At 42.9% G+C, this 18,181-nt stretch carries 30 protein-coding genes; all 30 read right to left on the reverse strand.

What is annotated here, in order from left to right; all coding sequences use genetic code 11:
• Positions 1–28 precede the first annotated feature (28 nt).
• The gene (gene rpsK, locus CIK80_RS04340; protein ID WP_058368279.1) at positions 29–418 is read right to left on the reverse strand and encodes a 30S ribosomal protein S11; all 390 of its coding nucleotides are present in this window, start codon (positions 416–418) and stop codon (positions 29–31) included.
• A gap of 20 nt (positions 419–438) precedes the next feature.
• Positions 439–795: a 30S ribosomal protein S13 gene (rpsM, locus tag CIK80_RS04345; protein ID WP_021813384.1), complete on the reverse strand. Its 357-nt coding sequence runs from the start codon at positions 793–795 to the stop codon at positions 439–441.
• 249 nt (positions 796–1,044) lie between these two features.
• Positions 1,045–1,161, reverse strand: coding sequence for a 50S ribosomal protein L36 (gene rpmJ / locus CIK80_RS04350; protein WP_010196721.1), 117 nt, complete (start codon positions 1,159–1,161; stop codon positions 1,045–1,047).
• Between the two features lie 30 nt (positions 1,162–1,191).
• Entirely contained in the window at positions 1,192–2,523 is a 1,332-nt protein-coding gene (secY, locus tag CIK80_RS04355) for a preprotein translocase subunit SecY (protein WP_179207260.1), read from the reverse strand.
• Positions 2,524–2,542: 19 nt separating this feature from the next.
• The gene (gene rplO, locus CIK80_RS04360) at positions 2,543–2,983 is read right to left on the reverse strand and encodes a 50S ribosomal protein L15 (RefSeq protein WP_062843946.1); all 441 of its coding nucleotides are present in this window, start codon (positions 2,981–2,983) and stop codon (positions 2,543–2,545) included.
• Positions 2,983–3,162, reverse strand: coding sequence for a 50S ribosomal protein L30 (gene rpmD / locus CIK80_RS04365; RefSeq protein ID WP_010196714.1), 180 nt, complete (start codon positions 3,160–3,162; stop codon positions 2,983–2,985). Before rpmD ends, rplO begins: the two co-directional genes overlap by 1 nt.
• A gap of 20 nt (positions 3,163–3,182) precedes the next feature.
• Positions 3,183–3,698 (reverse strand): 30S ribosomal protein S5, encoded by a 516-nt coding sequence (gene rpsE, locus CIK80_RS04370; protein WP_062843945.1) that lies wholly within the window; start codon positions 3,696–3,698, stop codon positions 3,183–3,185.
• Positions 3,699–3,700: 2 nt separating this feature from the next.
• Complete coding sequence (rplR, locus tag CIK80_RS04375) at positions 3,701–4,051, reverse strand: 50S ribosomal protein L18 (RefSeq protein ID WP_062843944.1); 351 nt, start codon at positions 4,049–4,051, stop codon at positions 3,701–3,703.
• An 11-nt stretch (positions 4,052–4,062) separates the two neighbouring features.
• On the reverse strand, positions 4,063–4,596 hold the full coding sequence (rplF, locus tag CIK80_RS04380) for a 50S ribosomal protein L6 (RefSeq protein ID WP_062843943.1): 534 nt from the start codon (positions 4,594–4,596) through the stop codon (positions 4,063–4,065).
• Between the two features lie 226 nt (positions 4,597–4,822).
• A complete protein-coding gene (gene rpsH, locus CIK80_RS04385; RefSeq protein WP_062843942.1) occupies positions 4,823–5,221 on the reverse strand; it encodes a 30S ribosomal protein S8 in 399 nt (132 codons plus the stop codon).
• An 11-nt stretch (positions 5,222–5,232) separates the two neighbouring features.
• Positions 5,233–5,538, reverse strand: coding sequence for a 30S ribosomal protein S14 (gene rpsN, locus CIK80_RS04390; protein WP_062843941.1), 306 nt, complete (start codon positions 5,536–5,538; stop codon positions 5,233–5,235).
• A 12-nt stretch (positions 5,539–5,550) separates the two neighbouring features.
• Positions 5,551–6,087, reverse strand: a complete 537-nt coding sequence (gene rplE, locus CIK80_RS04395) for a 50S ribosomal protein L5 (RefSeq protein ID WP_062843940.1) — start codon at positions 6,085–6,087, stop codon at positions 5,551–5,553.
• Positions 6,088–6,108: 21 nt separating this feature from the next.
• Entirely contained in the window at positions 6,109–6,426 is a 318-nt protein-coding gene (rplX, locus tag CIK80_RS04400; RefSeq protein ID WP_011279796.1) for a 50S ribosomal protein L24, read from the reverse strand.
• A gap of 8 nt (positions 6,427–6,434) precedes the next feature.
• Complete coding sequence (rplN, locus tag CIK80_RS04405; protein ID WP_010196702.1) at positions 6,435–6,803, reverse strand: 50S ribosomal protein L14; 369 nt, start codon at positions 6,801–6,803, stop codon at positions 6,435–6,437.
• 183 nt (positions 6,804–6,986) lie between these two features.
• The gene (gene rpsQ, locus CIK80_RS04410) at positions 6,987–7,262 is read right to left on the reverse strand and encodes a 30S ribosomal protein S17 (protein WP_021813375.1); all 276 of its coding nucleotides are present in this window, start codon (positions 7,260–7,262) and stop codon (positions 6,987–6,989) included.
• Complete coding sequence (gene rpmC, locus CIK80_RS04415) at positions 7,259–7,456, reverse strand: 50S ribosomal protein L29 (RefSeq protein ID WP_010196696.1); 198 nt, start codon at positions 7,454–7,456, stop codon at positions 7,259–7,261. The genes rpsQ and rpmC overlap by 4 nt, the downstream gene beginning before the upstream one ends.
• A complete protein-coding gene (rplP, locus tag CIK80_RS04420; protein WP_010196693.1) occupies positions 7,456–7,869 on the reverse strand; it encodes a 50S ribosomal protein L16 in 414 nt (137 codons plus the stop codon). Before rplP ends, rpmC begins: the two co-directional genes overlap by 1 nt.
• 3 nt (positions 7,870–7,872) lie before the next feature.
• Positions 7,873–8,601, reverse strand: coding sequence for a 30S ribosomal protein S3 (gene rpsC / locus CIK80_RS04425; RefSeq protein ID WP_062843939.1), 729 nt, complete (start codon positions 8,599–8,601; stop codon positions 7,873–7,875).
• A gap of 3 nt (positions 8,602–8,604) precedes the next feature.
• Positions 8,605–8,934, reverse strand: coding sequence for a 50S ribosomal protein L22 (rplV, locus tag CIK80_RS04430; protein WP_021813373.1), 330 nt, complete (start codon positions 8,932–8,934; stop codon positions 8,605–8,607).
• A 10-nt stretch (positions 8,935–8,944) separates the two neighbouring features.
• Entirely contained in the window at positions 8,945–9,220 is a 276-nt protein-coding gene (gene rpsS / locus CIK80_RS04435; protein WP_062843938.1) for a 30S ribosomal protein S19, read from the reverse strand.
• A 12-nt stretch (positions 9,221–9,232) separates the two neighbouring features.
• Positions 9,233–10,060, reverse strand: coding sequence for a 50S ribosomal protein L2 (gene rplB / locus CIK80_RS04440; RefSeq protein WP_021813371.1), 828 nt, complete (start codon positions 10,058–10,060; stop codon positions 9,233–9,235).
• Positions 10,061–10,071: 11 nt separating this feature from the next.
• A complete protein-coding gene (gene rplW, locus CIK80_RS04445) occupies positions 10,072–10,422 on the reverse strand; it encodes a 50S ribosomal protein L23 (RefSeq protein ID WP_095568993.1) in 351 nt (116 codons plus the stop codon).
• Positions 10,419–11,021 carry a 50S ribosomal protein L4 gene (rplD, locus tag CIK80_RS04450; RefSeq protein ID WP_057758698.1) on the reverse strand — a complete coding sequence of 201 codons (603 nt, stop codon included), beginning with the start codon at positions 11,019–11,021 and terminating at the stop codon, positions 10,419–10,421. The genes rplW and rplD overlap by 4 nt, the downstream gene beginning before the upstream one ends.
• A gap of 14 nt (positions 11,022–11,035) precedes the next feature.
• Positions 11,036–11,674, reverse strand: a complete 639-nt coding sequence (gene rplC / locus CIK80_RS04455; protein ID WP_062843937.1) for a 50S ribosomal protein L3 — start codon at positions 11,672–11,674, stop codon at positions 11,036–11,038.
• A 49-nt stretch (positions 11,675–11,723) separates the two neighbouring features.
• Positions 11,724–12,035, reverse strand: a complete 312-nt coding sequence (gene rpsJ, locus CIK80_RS04460) for a 30S ribosomal protein S10 (RefSeq protein WP_010196670.1) — start codon at positions 12,033–12,035, stop codon at positions 11,724–11,726.
• Between the two features lie 407 nt (positions 12,036–12,442).
• Positions 12,443–14,071 carry an Rne/Rng family ribonuclease gene (locus tag CIK80_RS04465; protein WP_095568994.1) on the reverse strand — a complete coding sequence of 543 codons (1,629 nt, stop codon included), beginning with the start codon at positions 14,069–14,071 and terminating at the stop codon, positions 12,443–12,445.
• A gap of 122 nt (positions 14,072–14,193) precedes the next feature.
• Positions 14,194–14,856 (reverse strand): Maf family protein, encoded by a 663-nt coding sequence (locus tag CIK80_RS04470; RefSeq protein ID WP_095568995.1) that lies wholly within the window; start codon positions 14,854–14,856, stop codon positions 14,194–14,196.
• Positions 14,857–14,966: 110 nt separating this feature from the next.
• Positions 14,967–15,452, reverse strand: a complete 486-nt coding sequence (gene mreD, locus CIK80_RS04475) for a rod shape-determining protein MreD (protein WP_062843934.1) — start codon at positions 15,450–15,452, stop codon at positions 14,967–14,969.
• Positions 15,453–15,597: 145 nt separating this feature from the next.
• Positions 15,598–16,425, reverse strand: coding sequence for a rod shape-determining protein MreC (gene mreC / locus CIK80_RS04480; RefSeq protein WP_095568996.1), 828 nt, complete (start codon positions 16,423–16,425; stop codon positions 15,598–15,600).
• 208 nt (positions 16,426–16,633) lie between these two features.
• A complete protein-coding gene (locus CIK80_RS04485) occupies positions 16,634–17,662 on the reverse strand; it encodes a rod shape-determining protein (RefSeq protein WP_084387236.1) in 1,029 nt (342 codons plus the stop codon).
• Between the last annotated feature and the right edge of the window lie 519 nt (positions 17,663–18,181).

Consider the following 18,181-nt stretch of genomic DNA (forward strand, 5'->3'; position numbering starts at 1 on the left):
TTTGGGATAAAAAGCTTCGTCTTTAATATTAGACGCGGCGCTTTTTCGGCGCACGGCAACCATTGTGTGGGATTGGGGTTACATCAGAGATGCTGTTAACTTTATAACCCAATGCACCTAGTGCTCTTACCGCAGACTCACGACCCGGTCCTGGTCCTTTGACCAAAACGTCGATATTCTTAACACCATATTCTTGAGCCGCTTTACCAGCGACTTCAGCTGCAACCTGAGCTGCAAATGGTGTAGATTTACGTGAACCACGGAAGCCTTGTCCACCTGAAGTGGCCCAAGCCAATGCATTACCTTGACGATCGGTAATCGTAACAATGGTGTTATTAAAAGACGCATGGATATGGGCTACGCCCTCCGATACTGAACGGCGAGTCACCTTTTTGCGACTGCGAGTGTCTTTTGCCATCTTTTAGCTTCCTAAGTTAATTATCTTTTGAGAGGACGTGTCGGACCCTTACGAGTACGAGCGTTGTTCTTGGTGTTCTGACCTCTAACTGGTAGGTTACGACGATGGCGGATGCCACGGTAACAACCAAGATCAACTAAACGCTTAATATTCATTGAAACTTCACGACGAAGGTCACCCTCGGTCATGTAATTTGCAACTTGTGCACGGATAGCATCTAACTGTGTATCATCTAACTGACTAACTTTAGTAGTAGGGGCAATGCCAACTGCTTCTAAGATTTTCTGAGCAGTGGTACGACCTACACCAAAGATATAAGTTAGTGAAATAACAGCATGCTTATTATCCGGGATGTTTACGCCGGCAATACGAGCCATTGATTTCTCTCCATTAAAGAAAAATAAGCGTTATTTATCAATAAGGCATTATTCTTCAGATTTGTTGCTGTTAATACTAGAACTTTATAACCATATTACTTTTTGACTTTATAAAAAGCCTATCAATAAATAGAATTATAAAATATTCTGCATAAACACGGCAAGTGGCGGATGATATCCCATCCGCCGTTATTTTTCAAGTATTAATTTAAATAGTGACAAAAGTTATAAACTTTATAAAACTAAGTATTAACCTTGACGTTGCTTGTGGCGCGGTTCTGCTGTACAAATAATATGTACACGGCCTTTACGGCGCACAACTTTACAGCTACCACAAATCTTCTTAACTGATGCTTGAACTTTCATAGCATGCTCCTTGAAATATCGTACCGCTCATTAAGATTGAGTGGGCGATTGAATTAACGTCTGATCATGATATTGATGGGTCATCAAATGCGCTTGGATCTGCGAAATGAAATCCATTACCACAACCACCATAATCAGTAAAGACGTACCACCAAGTTGGAACGGTACACCAAACGATGACTGGACGACCATTGGCATTAAACAAATAACCGTCATATACATCGCGCCAATAAAGGTCAATCGGTTTAATACATGATCGAGATAACGCTGAGTTTGTTGGCCTGGGCGAATACCTGGAATATAAGCACCACTACGCTTAAGGTTTTCAGCTACTTCACGCGGGCTAAATACTAGTGCCGTATAAAAGTAACAGAAGAAAATAATCATCGCACCGAACAAGACTAAATATAGCGGTTGTCCTGGAGACAATACCAATGCCATATTTTGTAATATTTTTTGAGTAAAAGTAGGATCAGTTGATTGACCAACCCATTGCCCTAAACTTGCTGGAAACAATAACAATGAACTTGCAAAAATAGCTGGGATAACCCCTGCCATATTAAGCTTCAACGGCAAATGTGACTGCTGCTGAGCGTAAATTTTACGGCCTTGTTGTTGTTTTTGTGCGTAGTTTACGGGAACACGGCGCTGAGCACGTTCAATATAAACAATGCCAGCAGTAACCGCGATGCCTAATAACACAAAAATAAATAGTACAATCAAGTTCATTTGACCTTGATTCACTTGTTCAATAGATTGCGAAATCATACCTGGCGTACCAGCCACAATACTCGCAAAAATGAGCATTGAGATACCATTACCAACACCACGCTCTGTAATTTGCTCACCGAGCCACATTAAGAACATTGCGCCTGCTACTAAAGAAGTAACTGCTGGAATATAAAAGGTAAGACCAGATGATAAGGTAAGATTTTGACTGATTAAACCAGCACACATTCCCAACGATTGTACCAGTGCCAAACCAAGTGTACCCTGACGAGTATACTTGTTTAGCTTACGTCGTCCCGCCTCACCCTCTTTTTTAAGAGCTTCAAGCGATGGTAATACCGCAGACATCATCTGTACAATAATTGATGCTGAAATATATGGCATAATACCAAGCGCCATAATGGACATACGCTCTAGCGCACCACCTGAGAACATGTTAAACATACTCAAGATAGTATTTTCGTTGCGCGAAAACAGATCTGCTAGATTAACTGGGTTAATGCCTGGTACAGGAATATGTGACCCTAAACGATAAACAATCAATGCGCCGATTAAGAATAATAAGCGCGTCCATAATTCATCATACTTACGTATGAATGCAAATGGATTAAGCGGTATACCAGTCGATGACATTGATTGTTTTGACACGTTACTACTCCTCGATGCTACCACCAGCAGCTTCGATTGCTTGCTTAGCGCCTTTAGTTACTTTGATACCTTTAAAAGTATAAGCTTTAGTAACTTCACCTGACAACATAACACGTGCACGCTTCATATCGTGACGGATTAGGTTAGCAGCTTTAAGTGTCTCAATGCTAACTACATCGCCTTCAATTTTGTTCAGTTCAGACAAACGTACTTCAGCCGTCTTCATTGCCAATTTACTGGTAAAACCAAATTTTGGTAGACGACGATATAGAGGCATCTGACCACCTTCAAATCCTGAGCGAATGCTAGAACCTGAACGAGATTTCTGACCTTTTACACCACGACCACCAGTCTTACCAAGACCTGAACCGATACCACGACCACGACGTTGGGCAGTTTTCTTTGCGCCAACACCTGGTGATAATTCATTTAATCTAAGTCCCATTACGCTTCCTCCACTTTTACCATGTAGTTGACGCGATTAACCATACCACGGGTTGAAGGAGTATCTTCTACTTCAACAGTATGATTAATACGGCGTAAACCCAATCCTTTCAAGCTCGCTTTGTGGCTCTTTAGGCGATGGGCACCCGATTTAAATTGAGTGACTTTCATTTTTTTCATCGTAACTCACCTAGTCTAAGTTAACCCAAGATTTCGTCTACAGATTTACCACGTTTAGCTGCCATCTTTTCTGGAGTTGACATATCACGTAAACCGTTAAACGTTGCACGAACAACGTTAGCAGTATTGGTAGAACCATAACATTTAGTCAAAACATCTTTGACACCAGCAACTTCTAATACAGCACGCATTGCGCCACCAGCGATGACGCCAGTACCTTCAGATGCAGGTTGCATATAAATTTTACTTGCGCCATGACGTGCTTTGATTGGATGATACAAAGTTGCATCATTAAGATCAACAGTGATCATATTGCGTTTAGCAGCTTCTAGTGCTTTTTGAATAGCAGCTGGCACTTCACGTGCTTTACCACGACCAAAACCAACACGACCATTGCCATCGCCCACTACGGTCAACGCAGTGAAAGAAAAAATACGACCACCTTTGACAACTTTGGCAACGCGATCAACAGTAACCAAGCGTTCGACTAGGCCGTCAGTTTGTTCGTTCTTATCATTTTTATCATTTCTAGCCATGATTAAAACTCCAATCCATTTTCGCGAGCAGCTTCCGCTAAAGCTTTTACTCGACCATGATATTTAAAACCACTACGGTCAAAGGCAACTTTAGTAATACCAGCTGCTTTTGCACGTTCTGCGATCAATTGACCCACAGACGTTGCGGCATCAATATTGCCTGTAGCGCCTGAACGCAAACTGCCGTCCAAGGTAGATGCCTGAGCAATCACTTCACCACCGTTCGGAGAGATAATCTGGGCATAAATATGTTTCGGCGTGCGATTAACCGTTAAGCGATGAGCGCCTAAGACACGGATATGCGCGCGGGTTTTCTTAGCTCGACGCAGACGAGCTGCTTTTTTATCAAACATTTCAACTCACCTTATTTTTTCTTAGCTTCTTTGCGAATCACATGTTCATCACTGTAACGAATACCTTTACCTTTATAAGGCTCAGGTGGACGGAAACCGCGGATATTAGCCGCTGCTTGACCAAGCTGCTGCTTATTGTTTGATTTTAAAACAATTTCAGTTTGCGTTGGGGTTTCAGCTGACACACCTTCAGGCAACGTATACTCTACTGGATGAGAGTAACCAACGTTCAAAGTTACTTTGTTACCAGCAACTTGAGCGCGATAACCAACACCAATTAACTGAAGACGTCTTTCAAAGCCTTCATTAACGCCTGTAACATAGTTGTTTAGCAGGGCGCGCATGGTGCCAGTGTGCATCATAGCTTCTTTCGAATCGACTGTAGGTGAGAAAATGATAGCATCATCTTCCTGTTTCAGCTCGACCAATTCATGCAGGCGTAAAGACAAATTGCCGTTCTTGCCTTTAACTTCGACCTGCCGATCGTTCAAAGTAACGCTTACACCACTTGGTAGCGTCACTGGGGCTTTAGCCACACGAGACATAGGAATATTCCTTAAAAAATTGACTTCTTTATATTAGCGAAAAAACTAACAGGCTAAAAAGCCTGCTAGTTTAGCATAGTTGCACCCATTAAGCATCATTCAATTTTATTAAGATCAAATGAATAGCTTCTTAGAACTTATAATTAATCTATATAAATGTCATAGGAAACTATTAAAGGGTTCAAATAGACTTTATCGTCTTATTACCTAGAGCAATAAATACTGATTAGGCAACAAATGCAACGACTTCACCACCGATACCAGCAGCACGTGCAGCACGATCACTCATGATGCCTTGGCTAGTTGATACGATAGCAACACCCATACCTTGCTTAACAGTAGGGATATTGTCTTTGCCGCGATGCTGGCGTAAGCCAGGACGACTAAAACGTTGGATAGTTTCGATGACAGCTTTGCCTTCGAAGTATTTTAATTCGATAGATAGGGTCGCTTTGTTGTTTTCTTCTTCAGTAACAACAGCGCTTGCCACATAACCTTCGCTAACTAGTAAATCAGCAATTGATTTACGTAATTTAGAGTTCGGCATTGCTACCGATACTTTGTTAGCCATTTGTGCGTTACGAATACGGGTTAGCATATCCCCAACGGTATCTTGCATACTCATATAGTTACTCCTTACCAGCTTGCTTTACGAACACCAGGCACATCGCCTTGCATGACACGCTCACGCAGCATATTGCGTGATAAGCCAAACTTGCGGAAGTAACCATGAGGACGACCGGTGATAGCACAACGATTGCGTAGACGTACTGGTGATGAATTGCGTGGAAGAGCTTGTAGCTCTAGCATCGCTTCCATACGAGTTTCGTCGCTTGCATTCATATCACTGATAGTTTCTTTTAGCTTGATACGCTTTTCAGCATATTTAGCAACCATTTTTTCGCGCTTTAATTCGCGGTTAATCATGCTCTTCTTTGCCATAACGTCTTTACCTTATTTAAATGGGAAGCCGAATGCTTTAAGCAACGCACGACCTTCTTCATCAGACTGAGCTGACGTGGTGATCGTCACATCCATACCGCGGATACGATCAATCTTGTCAAAATCTACTTCTGGGAATACGATCTGTTCTTTGATACCCAATGAGTAGTTGCCACGTCCGTCAAAGGCTTTAGGTGAAAAACCACGGAAATCACGAATACGAGGAATTGCAATGGCAATGAGACGATCTAAAAATTCGTACATTTGCTCACCGCGTAGCGTTACTTTACAGCCAATTGGCCATTCTTCACGAATTTTAAAGCCAGCAACTGATTTACGTGCTTTGGTGACAACAGGCTTTTGACCAGCAATTGCAGTCATATCAGCCACTGCACCTTCAAGCAATTTCTTGTCTTGAGACGCGCCGCCTACACCCATGTTTAGTGTGATTTTAGTGATTTTAGGCACTTGCATCACGTTTGCAACACCAAGCTCTTCTTTGATTTGCTGCTTTAGTTTATCGTTATATAAAGATTTTAATCTTGCCATTACCATTACACCCTTAGTGTCTTACGCAGTCGCCACTACTTCACCGTTTGAACGATAGACGCGTTGTTTCTTGCCGTCTTCGCCAAACTGATAAGTAATACGATCAGCTTTTTGGGTTTGCGCATTTAAGATTGCGACATTTGAGATATGCAAAAAAGCTTCTTGCTTAAGAATGCCACCTTCAACGCCAGTTGCCTGATTTGGCTTCTGATGCTTAGTGACAATATTAATGCCTTCAACTTTAATACGATCATTTTTTACAGCTTGCACAGTACCTTGTTTGCCTTTATCTTTACCAGCAATCACGATAACTGTATCGCCTTTACGTAATTTTGACATGGATTACCTCACAATACTTCTGGTGCTAGTGATACAATTTTCATAAACTGATCACCACGTAGTTCACGAGTTACCGGTCCAAAAATACGAGTTGCAATAGGTGCTTTATTTTGGTTCAACAATACCGCAGCATTATCGTCAAAACGCAACACAGAACCATCAGGACGACGAACGCCTTTTTTGGTACGAACAACTACAGCATTCATCACGTCGCCTTTCTTAACACGACCACGCGGAATGGCTTCTTTAACCGTTACTTTAATAATGTCGCCAACTGATGCATAACGACGATGAGAACCACCCAGTACTTTAATGCACTGAACTCGCCTTGCACCGCTATTATCTGCAACTTCCAGCATTGACTCAACCTGAATCATAGCGTTACTCCACACGTATGAGCAATAAAAACCAGTTGCTGCCGCTAGCACAGAATGAGTAGGACGGCATTTTAATATTAATAACCGCGACTTACTCTTAATGTGAGTGATATACGCTCGGCGCAATCAGCATCCTTAAAAAGGCGGCTATTTTAACAGCTTCTGGCTTTTAATGCAATTTACTTAGATTTTTTCTACTTTTTCAACCACATCAACCAAAGTCCAAGACTTGGTTTTAGAGATTGGACGCGTTTCTTTGATGCGGACAAGATCGCCTTGTTGGCAAACGTTATTCTCATCATGTGCTTTGATTTTCGTAGAACGACGAAGCTGTTTGCCATACAAAGGATGACGAACCAGGCGCTCAATCAAAACTGTGATGGACTTGTCCATCTTGTCGCTGACAACTCGTCCTGTCAATACGCTAGCATTGGTAGCTGTTTGATTGTTATCGCTCATGAGTCGCCTCGTTGTTTCTCGTTAATCAAAGTCTGAATCTGAGCAATCGTACGACGATTGCCTCTGACTTCATGGGTATTACCCAACTGACCAGTTGCTTTAGCCATACGAATACGGAAAGCATCAAGTTGCTTTTCATCAAGTAACTGGGTCAGTTCTTCTAATGATTTATCACGTAATTCACTGATCTTCATTACATTATCGTCCGCTTAACAATGGTAGTTTTAAAGGGCAATTTTGCTGCAGCAAGCGTGAAAGCTTCACGTGCAAGCTCCTCTGGTACCCCTTCAATTTCATATAGCACTTTACCAGGTTTGATTTCGCATACCCAATATTCAACTGGACCTTTACCTTTACCCATACGTACTTCTAATGGCTTGTTGGTAATTGGTTTGTCTGGGAATACACGAATCCAAATCTTACCGCCACGCTTGATTTTACGAGTGATGGTACGACGTGCTGCTTCAATTTGACGGGCAGTCATACGACCACGAGTCAACGATTTTAGACCAATTTGTCCGAATGCAACGGTGCTTCCACGATGAGCTAGCCCAGTGTTACGACCTTTATGCATTTTACGAAACTTGGTACGTTTTGGCTGTAACATAGTTTAACCTCTGTCTGAGTTTCGACGGTTTCCGTTTCCACGACCACGGCGTTTTGGCGCACGAGGCTTCTCTTCATTGACGGGATTATAAACACTGTTCATACCGTCAAGGATTTCGCCACGGAAAATCCAAACTTTCACACCGATAGTGCCGTAAGTTGTCTCTGCACGTACTGACGAATAGTCAATATCAGCGCGGAGTGTATGCAATGGCACACGACCTTCACGATACCATTCGCTACGAGCAATCTCAGCACCGCCAAGACGGCCAGACAACTCAACTTTAATACCTTTAGCACCAGAACGCATGCTGTTCTGTACAGCGCGCTTCATTGCACGACGGAACATAACACGACGCTCAAGCTGGCTTGCGATACCGTCTGCTACCAAACGAGCATCAAGGTCAGGTGAAGTGATTTCTTCAATATTGACCTGAGCAGGTACGCCCATAATTTTGGTCAATTCTTTTTGAAGTCTTTCAATATCTTCGCCTTTCTTACCGATAACAATACCAGGACGCGCAGTGGCGATGGTAATCTTAGCAGCACCAGTAGGACGCTCAATCATGATATTACTGATCATAGCATTATCTAGCTTTTTGCGTAGATATTCACGAACTTGAATGTCATTGATGAGGTATTCTGAGTATTGTTTAGGGTTAGCATACCAATTTGCATTATGCTTTTTTACAACACCAAGACGAATTCCGATTGGATGTACTTTTTGACCCATAACTTATTCTCCTACCTTTATAGTGATGTGACAAGTACGCTTACTGATACGATCAGCGCGACCTTTAGCACGTGGTAGGATACGTTTTAGCGTAATGCCTTCATCGACATAGATAGTAGCGACTTTTAGGTCGTCAATATCTAAACCGTGATTATGTTCGGCATTGGCGATGGCTGAGTTAAGGCATTTCTTAACAAACACAGCGCCTTTTTTATTACTATACGTTAGGATATCCAAAGCACGCTCGATTGATTTGCCACGAACTTCATCAGCAACGAGTCTAACTTTTTGTGCCGAAATGGCGGCACCGCGTAATTTTGCAGTTACTTCCATGGTAAGCACCTTATTTCTTAGCTTTTTTGTCAATGCCGTGACCACGATACGTACGAGTCGGGGCAAATTCACCTAGTTTATGACCAACCATCTGCTCGCTCACGATAACCGGTACATGAGTACGGCCGTTGTGAACAGATAAAGTTAGGCCAACCATTTGTGGCAGAATCATTGAGCGGCGCGACCAAGTCTTAATTGGCTTGCGTGAGTTGGTGTCTAATGCATTCTCAACTTTAGCAAATAGGTGCGCGTCTATGAATGGACCTTTTTTCAATGAACGAGGCATGAAATTCTTCCTTTATTTCTTCTTGGCGCGGCGGCGGATGATCATGTTGTCAGTACGCTTATTGTGACGCGTTTTAAGTCCTTTAGACTTCTGACCCCAAGGGCTAGTTGGATGGCGACCTTTATTACGACCTTCACCACCACCATGTGGGTGATCAACCGGGTTCATAGCGACACCACGAACTGAAGGACGAACACCACGCCAACGTGAAGCACCGGCTTTACCAAGTGATTTCAAGTTGTTTTCAGTGTTAGAAACTTCACCAATAACTGCACGGCAATTCACATGTACACGGCGTGTTTCGCCAGAGCGCATACGAAGAATCGCATAGATACCGTCACGACCTAACAACTGAACACTAGCACCCGCAGAACGAGCCATCTGTGCACCTTTACCGATTTTAAGCTCGATATTGTGAATCACAGTACCCAATGGGATGTTTTTTAGCGGTAAGCAGTTACCTGGACGGATTGGAGATGTTTCACCTGACATTACTGTATCGCCAACTGCTTGTTTTTTAGCAGCGATAATGTAACGACGTTCGCCATCAGCATACTTAAGTAATGCAATATGTGCAGTACGGTTAGGATCGTATTCAATACGCTCTACCGTTGCTGGGATATTGTCTTTAGTACGTTTGAAATCGATAATACGATAATGTTGCTTATGACCACCGCCGATATGACGAGTCGTTATGCGACCATTATTGTTACGACCACCTGACTTACTTTTTGATTCGAGAAGCGCTGCATAAGGACGACCTTTGTAAAGGTGTGGATGCACCACTTTTTCAACAAAACGACGGCCTGGTGATGTTGGCTTTGCTCTTACGATAGGCATGAGTGTAATCCTTATTCGTTATTCGCTGTTTCACTAGTAAAATCAGTAGTGTTCGCTACTTCTTCACCAGCATCAGCCATTTGTACATCTTGACCAGCTTTTAAGGTAACATAGGCTTTTTTATAGTCGTTACGACGGCCAATGCTTTTACCAAAACGCTTTGTCTTACCTTTAACATTCAAAGTGTTCACTTTAGTAACTTCAACACCTTCAAACATCAACTCAACTGCTTTCTTGACTTCAAGCTTAGTAGCATTAGAATCAATTTTAAATACCTGCACACCAAGTGAGTCGCCAAGCATTTGAGATTTTTCTGAGAATACAGGTCCTCTTAAGACCTGATAAAGTCTTGCGTTATTCATGCTAGTGCTTCCTCAAATTGTTTCGCAGCTTCAACTGACATGATTACTTTATCAAAAGCAATCAAGCTCACTGGATCCACTTCGTTTGTACCAAGTACATTGACGTGTGGGATGTTGCGAGCAGCTAAGTATAAATTCTCGTCAACTTCTTTGGTGACGATTAATGCACGAGGTGCATTAAGATCATTTAACTTTGCAATCAGCTCTTTGGTCTTAGGTCCAGAAACGCTCAACTCTTCTACCAAAATCAAACGCTCTTGGCGAATCAATTCGGCTAGGATGCACTGCATCGCACCGCGATACATTTTACGGTTTACTTTCTGTGACCAATCTTGTGGTTTTGCAGCGAATGCACGACCACCTGAACGCCAGATAGGGCTACGAATAGAGCCTGCACGAGCGCGACCAGTACCTTTTTGGCGCCATGGCTTAATGCCACCGCCAGAAACTTCGGCACGGGTTTTTTGCGCACGTGTACCTTGACGAGCACCAGCAAGATATGCGGTGACGACTTGATGCACTAATGCTTCGTTGAATTCACGACCAAAAGCCGTATCAGAAAGCTCAACCGCCGCACCTGTAACTGTTTTTAAATCCACGTTAATCCCCTTGCTTAGGCTTTGACTGACGGACGTACGATGACATCGCCACCGGTGGCGCCTGGGATAGCACCCTTAATGACAAGTAACCCTTTTTCGGCATCAACCGAAATTACTTCTAGGCCTTGAACGGTAACACGTTTGTTACCCATCTGACCCGCCATCTTTTTGCCTTTGAATACTTTACCTGGTGACTGGTTTTGACCAGTTGAACCATGTGCACGATGAGATACTGAGTTACCATGAGTCGCATCTTGCATGCTGAAGTTGTGACGCTTGATAGGACCTTGGAAGCCTTTACCTTTGCTTTGTCCTGTCACATCAACCATCTGACCTTGTTCGAACAAGTCAGCTAGAATCTCGCCACCAATCTCACGACCTTCAAGATCGCTATCGTTGGCACGGAATTCCCAAACACCACGGCCAGCTTTAACGCCAGCTTTAGCGAAGTGACCTTTTTGTGCGGCTGTTACGCGGCTGTCACGACGGGTACCTGTGGTAATTTGGATAGCTTGATAGCCATCTACATCAGTATTTTTTACTTGAGTAATGCGGTTTGCATCGACCTCAACCACTGTTACAGGGATAGATGCGCCTGTTTCAGTGAAGATACGAGTCATGCCGCATTTTTTACCGACTAAACCGATCGCCATTTTAGACCTCTTTATATCTTATATTAATGGGTTGGGTGTGTAATGTGCATTAACCCAAAGCAATTTGAACGTCAACACCCGCCGCTAAATCTAACTTCATTAGCGCATCCACTGTTTTATCAGTAGGCTGAACGATATCAACCATACGCTTATGAGTACGGATTTCGTACTGGTCACGAGCGTCTTTGTTAACGTGTGGTGAGGTTAGAACGTTGAAGCGCTCAATGCGAGTCGGCAACGGTACAGGACCACAAACTTGCGCACCGGTGCGCTTTGCAGTATCAACAATCTCTTGTGCAGATTGATCGATCAGACGATGATCAAAAGACTTAAGACGGATACGGATTCTCTGGTTAGCCATGCCAGCAAGCTCCTAATATGTGCCTTTGTCATCCTTGCTTCGCAAGATTATGACCAAAAGCAGTTTGGTTAAATATTCACTTAAAGCGGCCTTCTGTTCTTAACCAGAATGAGTTCTTTATCCGAACTTATAGCGTGCCAAAAGCAAAATAGTTTAAAGCCCCGCCGACCCTCCATATATTGGAAATCAGCAAAGGCATAATGAAATAGTGCTAGAAACGATGCTCTAGCTGTCATAGCGCCAGCTTTTTTATTCGCTGCGCATATATAATTCAGTGGTACGTATTATACATAGTATTTTTATCATTGCAAGGGCAATATATATAGTGATTTCAGATATTAACCGTTATGCAGCACTTTTTCTATTCCTATTGCCATTCTTTAAATCTTTTCATAAAACTTAAAATATCAGTCTAAAACGATATCATATTGCTCTTGGGTATATAGGTTTTCCACATCAAAAGTGATGACTCTACCCAATAGATACTCTAAGTCTGCCACGGTATCTGATTCTGAAGTCAGTAATAAATCGATGACTGCAGCATGGGCAACGACAGTGAACTTTTTAGGAGAGTTATAAGTACGAGCACAGCGCATAATTTCGCGAAATATCTCAAAACAAACGGTTTCTGCTGTCTTTACAAAACCACGACCTTGACAAGTAGAACAAGGCTCACATAACTGCTGTCCCAAGGATTCACGAGTGCGTTTGCGTGTCATCTCAACCAAACCAAGCTCGCTCACTTGAGTAATTTTGGTTTTGGCATAATCTTGCGTGAGTTGTGCCTGTAAACTCTCGAGCACATCGTCCTTGTGTTGTTGCTCAAGCATATCGATAAAATCTAGGATAATAATGCCGCCAAGATTACGTAGACGCAGTTGACGGGCAATAGCGTGAGTGGCTTCTAAATTGGTTTTATAGACAGTGTCTTCTAGTGACCGCCCTCCAACAAAGGAGCCTGTATTGACATCAATGGTTGTCATGGCTTCTGTCTGATCAATAATCAAATAGCCGCCAGATTTTAGATCAACACGGCGTTTTAGAGCGTCGCGCAAATCATCTTCAACACGGCTCACATCAAATAGTGACTGCTCTGCGGTGTAGTGTACGATTCGATCATATACAAAAGGTACAAACTCTCTGGCAAAATACCGGACTTGTTCATAAACCTCTGTATTATCAATAATAACTTTTTCGGTATCTGCATGAACCAAATCACGAATAGAGCGTAGAGGCAGCGACAACTCTTGATAAATCAGCTCTGAGCTTTGATGATGATTGATTTCTTGACGGCGAGCGCAAATGGTACGCCACAATTGCAATAGATAATAAATATCTTCTTCTAACTTGTCGACAGGCACACGTTCAGCAGCGGTACGAGCGATGAGGCCACCTTTTAGATTGACGGTTTGCATCAAATTGCTAAGCTCAGTCTTTAAGCGTGTACGCTCCTCTTCCCCATCAATACGCTGTGATATACCAATATGATCACTTGATGGCAAATAAACCAAGTAGCGTGATGGCAGTGATATATTGGTTGTCAGGCGAGCGCCTTTACTTCCTAACTGATCTTTGGTGACTTGTACCAAAATACGCTGGCTTTCGTACAAGCGATGTTGGATAAGTGTTTTGGAGACAGGCACTACTTCAGTCGTTTGGGTCGTGACCATAGGTGCTGTAAAATCCACACCATCAGAGGTTTCAAGAATTGTGTTGTCTTTATCGCTCTCTGTACTTTTACTTTGAGAACTATTACCTTGAAGACTGCCTGCACCAGTTTTGTCTTTATTGTCGGCCACTGGTCGAGGTTCACGCTGCATATCATTGACATGTAAAAATGCTGTCCGTGATTGACCAATATCAACAAAAGCTGCCTGCATACCAGGTAAGACCCGAACAACCGTGCCCAGATATATATTGCCAACCAAACCAAGTTTATGATGACGCTCAATATAGATTTCGCCCAAAATGCCGTTGTCTAGTACTGCGACACGGGATTCCATTGGACTGATATTAATCAGCAGCTCTTCGGACATAGTTTTTCTCTTAGCTTTTGTTAGACGTTCATAATTCGTTATAGTATAACAAATATGGTTTGCTATTACTCATTACTCTACCGCATTATTGTGCGCATATCTAACGATAACGGCGCAATTACTTACGCACTGACTGCTGTCATTTCTTTGATTAAGGCCAATGTCTGTGCTAACGGCAACCCAACGACATTGGTATAGCTGCCATTGATACGACTGACCCAAGCCGCGCCAAGACCCTGAATCCCATAACCCCCTGCTTTGTCAGCTGGCTCACCACTATCCCAATAGTCGCTCATCATCTCAGCCGTCAGTGGCACAAAGCTTACTTCTGTACGCTCAGTAATTTGTCGTTGGTCAAGTATTTGAAAGCCTTGCTCTAGACTTGCACATTCAGAAAACTCAAGAGGTAACGATACTTGGGTTGCTTGTACAGCGGTCCATACTTCGTGAATGCTGTCCGACATTTGCTGCCACATACGATAAGCATGTTCACGATCGGTTGGTTTTACGAGTACTGTCTGACCATCTGGTAGCACCCCTATCGTATCCGAGGTTAAAATAATAAGTGGCTCAGTGAAACATGCCTTACCTGTTTTGAGTTGTACATTCAGTTGCTCAATGGCCGCTTGTGCCTTGGTCGCAACCATGCGCTCAATATAGTCTTTTGGTGCCTCACGGTCATACTGTGTCTCATCAATATCTACGCTCAAGAGCTCAAAATCTAGCTTCGCTCTTGCCAGTAGCTCGCGACGACGCGGTGAACCAGACGCTAAAATGATATTCATTGCGCTTCTCTTCATTTATAAATTTACGGATGTGTCACCGCTGATTGTTTGTGAATCAGAACATTAGAACAGGATATTAGCAATTATTATTGCCATAAAGCTATCAGCGATCAATGCACAAACTTTCTTAATACCAAGAGCACTAGTGGCCAGCTTATGATACTCATCAGTAAGGACAATGCGGATTGTGCGATAAAGACATTTTGAATAAACATCTGTAGTACCCATAGGCTGATTTGGAAGACGATCAATCCCAAGCTCGCTATCAGCCATGCACTCAGAGTATTTAATTGTCTCACGTAGATACTGGTGATTTTGATGACAAGAGCGACCACTACCGCAGAAAAGGCTTGTTGTCCCAAGTGCGTATCCATCAGTAAATCAGCAATAATACCTATGGTAAATGCTGTGAAGATACCGACGTAACGGGGCTGAAACAGCAACCAGAAAATCAGCACCATAATCATGACCATAGGACGTAGGGTTGCCATACTAGGATTTAATGGATATACATTGAGTGATGAAGCAGCGACGAAGCTTAGAATGATGGCAGCAATTAAAAGTACCGTTGCATTCTCAGAATCAGGATACGCCATTATTTACTTACCTTAGAAGTGGAAACTACTGCTGTTAAAACGTGGTTAATCAATAATGAGCCAAATGCTATTACTGAAGTGGCACTAGTAAACACACTATCAATTGAGCATGCGTACATTACTACTCAATCAATGCTTATATTAATCAGCGTTTGTCTTGCAAGATTAGTACATAGGCATTATCGATGAAGTTTGCTGTTGGCGTCACATTGATGCTTCTAAAGTTAGCAGCTTGTACATCTTCCACATGAGAGATGCGACCGACACGATACCCTGCTGGTATACGTCCACCTAACCCTGAAGAAATCAGCTCATCACCCACACGCACGTCTGAAGTTTTGAAAACATAATCCAGACTCAATGAAGTTGGTATGCCCTTGCCTGTCACGATAGCTCGTTGACCCGTACGTTTGACCGTCACAGCCACCGATTGCTGTTCATCAGTGATCAGTAGCAATCGACTGGTATTAGGGTATACGTTGATAATCTGTCCTAATATGCCGTTTTCATCAATGACCGTTTGCCCAACTTGCACTCCATCTTGCTCACCTTTATTGAGCACCACAATTTGTCTGAGCAAATTGGCATCGGTCCCAATAACCTGAGCCAAATTGAGATCAAACTGCTCAGGCTTCGTGGTTGATAAGATGCCTTGCAAACGCGCATTCTGTGCCAAGATATAATCCTGCTGTTGCAGCTTGGCTTGGGCATGAATGAGCTGTGACTCTAGCTGCATGTTTTTACGGCGCAAGGTTTCTTTGGACTGTAAACTTCCACTCGCCCAATGGGTTGCATAGCTGGGCAATAAAGACAGCTCATAAATCGGCTGCATTGCGGCATGACTCGTACTACGTACGGGAGTAAACCATTCTGAGTTTTTGCTATCGAACCACATCAATATTAAGGCTGCTATTAGTACAATAGCAGTCTTACGAAGTGATAACGGCTGGCGCGCAAAAATACTTGGGGTCATAAGCTTTTTAACTCAGAAGTTATAGAACAATCAGTTGCCAGTCATAGAGGCTGTTTCATCATAAATACTATGTTCTAGCGTTTGCTAATGCAATTAAAGGTAGCGCAACGGGCTACCTTTATTTTTAACTCTTTTGACTTGCGATGTTATATCAATAAGTAACAAGTACAACGAACATGATCATAGGACATTGGTTTAAGCGAATGACTTAAACAAAAATCATATTCAAGCTTTTGTTATTGATAAAATCAAGTGCGATACCGCCACCACGGCTGACACAGGTCAATGGGTCTTCGGCAACTGTCACAGGCAGACCAGTCTCTCTTGAAATCAGTTTGTCTAAATCACGAAGTAACGCACCGCCACCAGTCAACACAATGCCGCGCTCAGCGATATCTGATGATAACTCAGGTGGTGTCTGCTCAAGTGCTGCTTTTACTGCACTAATGATGCCACTCAATGGATCGCTCAATGCTTTTTGCACTTCTTCAGAATTGACGATAAATGTCTTTGGCACCCCTTCTGCCATACTACGACCGCGAACCTCAACTTCTAACTGACTGTCTTCATTCAACGCAGAACCGACTTCTTTTTTGATACGCTCAGCTGTTGTCTCACCAATCACGCAACCATGAGTACGGCGTACGTGCGTGATAATGGCTTCATCAAACATATCGCCACCAATACGAATGGACTCAGCATAGACGCAACCAGATAGCGCGATAACAGCAATCTCAGTCGTGCCACCACCGATATCAACGACCATAGAGCCACTGGCCTCATGGACTGGCATACCTGCCCCTATCGCTGCCGCCATCGGCTCCTCTAGCAATAGCACCTTACTTGCGCCTGCTGATGAAACTGCCTCACGTATTGCTTTACGCTCAACCAACGTAGACTTACAAGGTACACAAACCACCACGTTAGGCTGCGCCATAAAACGCTTGGCTTTTACCTTAGCGATAAAATGCTTGAGCATCTTTTGTGTCACTTCAAAGTCAGCAATCACACCGTCTTTTAGTGGGCGAATCGCCGTAATATTGGCAGGCGTACGACCCAGCATTTGCTTTGCATCGATACCAACAGCAGCAACGGTAGGGTTTTGAGTACGATTACTTCGTAACGCAACCACCGTAGGCTCGTCAAGTACGACGCCTTTATTAGGAATAAAAATGAGGGTGTTCGCAGTACCGAGGTCGATTGCGATATTATTTGATAAAAATCCAAACAGGTTCATGACTAATATATCCAGCGTCTTACGAATGAGGCGAATGAGATTGACTGAGGGGTTACTCGTCAGTGTTGAGCAGGTCGTCGATAGACGTTACTTGTTGCAAAATTTGAGCATCGCAGCAAGTCAAACCTAAGCAATAATGATGAAATGATAAAACTGAGCTAAATTATACCGATTTGGCTCAGAAAAAACACAGATATTTGCATCAGTAAGTCAGGATTTCGGTCTTAGACGCTAAAAGTTGTTACAAAGTTTGAATGAGCAGTCATTGCCATTCAACTTAATGAAACATCATTTAATTCAATAACTAACAAAGTTCTACAGGCAGATGATGGTTTTGCTTGATAGTAGGTGCATACTGTAACGTATTTCAGAATCGAATGGGTGAGCAATTGAGCAACAATCGTGAATTATATGGTCAACTTTGCGAATACTTATATTTTGGTTAATTGTGTCTTGGTTTATATTGTGCATCAATCAAGCGTCCTGCTCTGTAAACTTAGGTCAGATGCTTTATAATAA

The organism is Psychrobacter sp. JB193, assembly GCF_002285555.1.
Taxonomy (GTDB): domain Bacteria; phylum Pseudomonadota; class Gammaproteobacteria; order Pseudomonadales; family Moraxellaceae; genus Psychrobacter; species Psychrobacter alimentarius.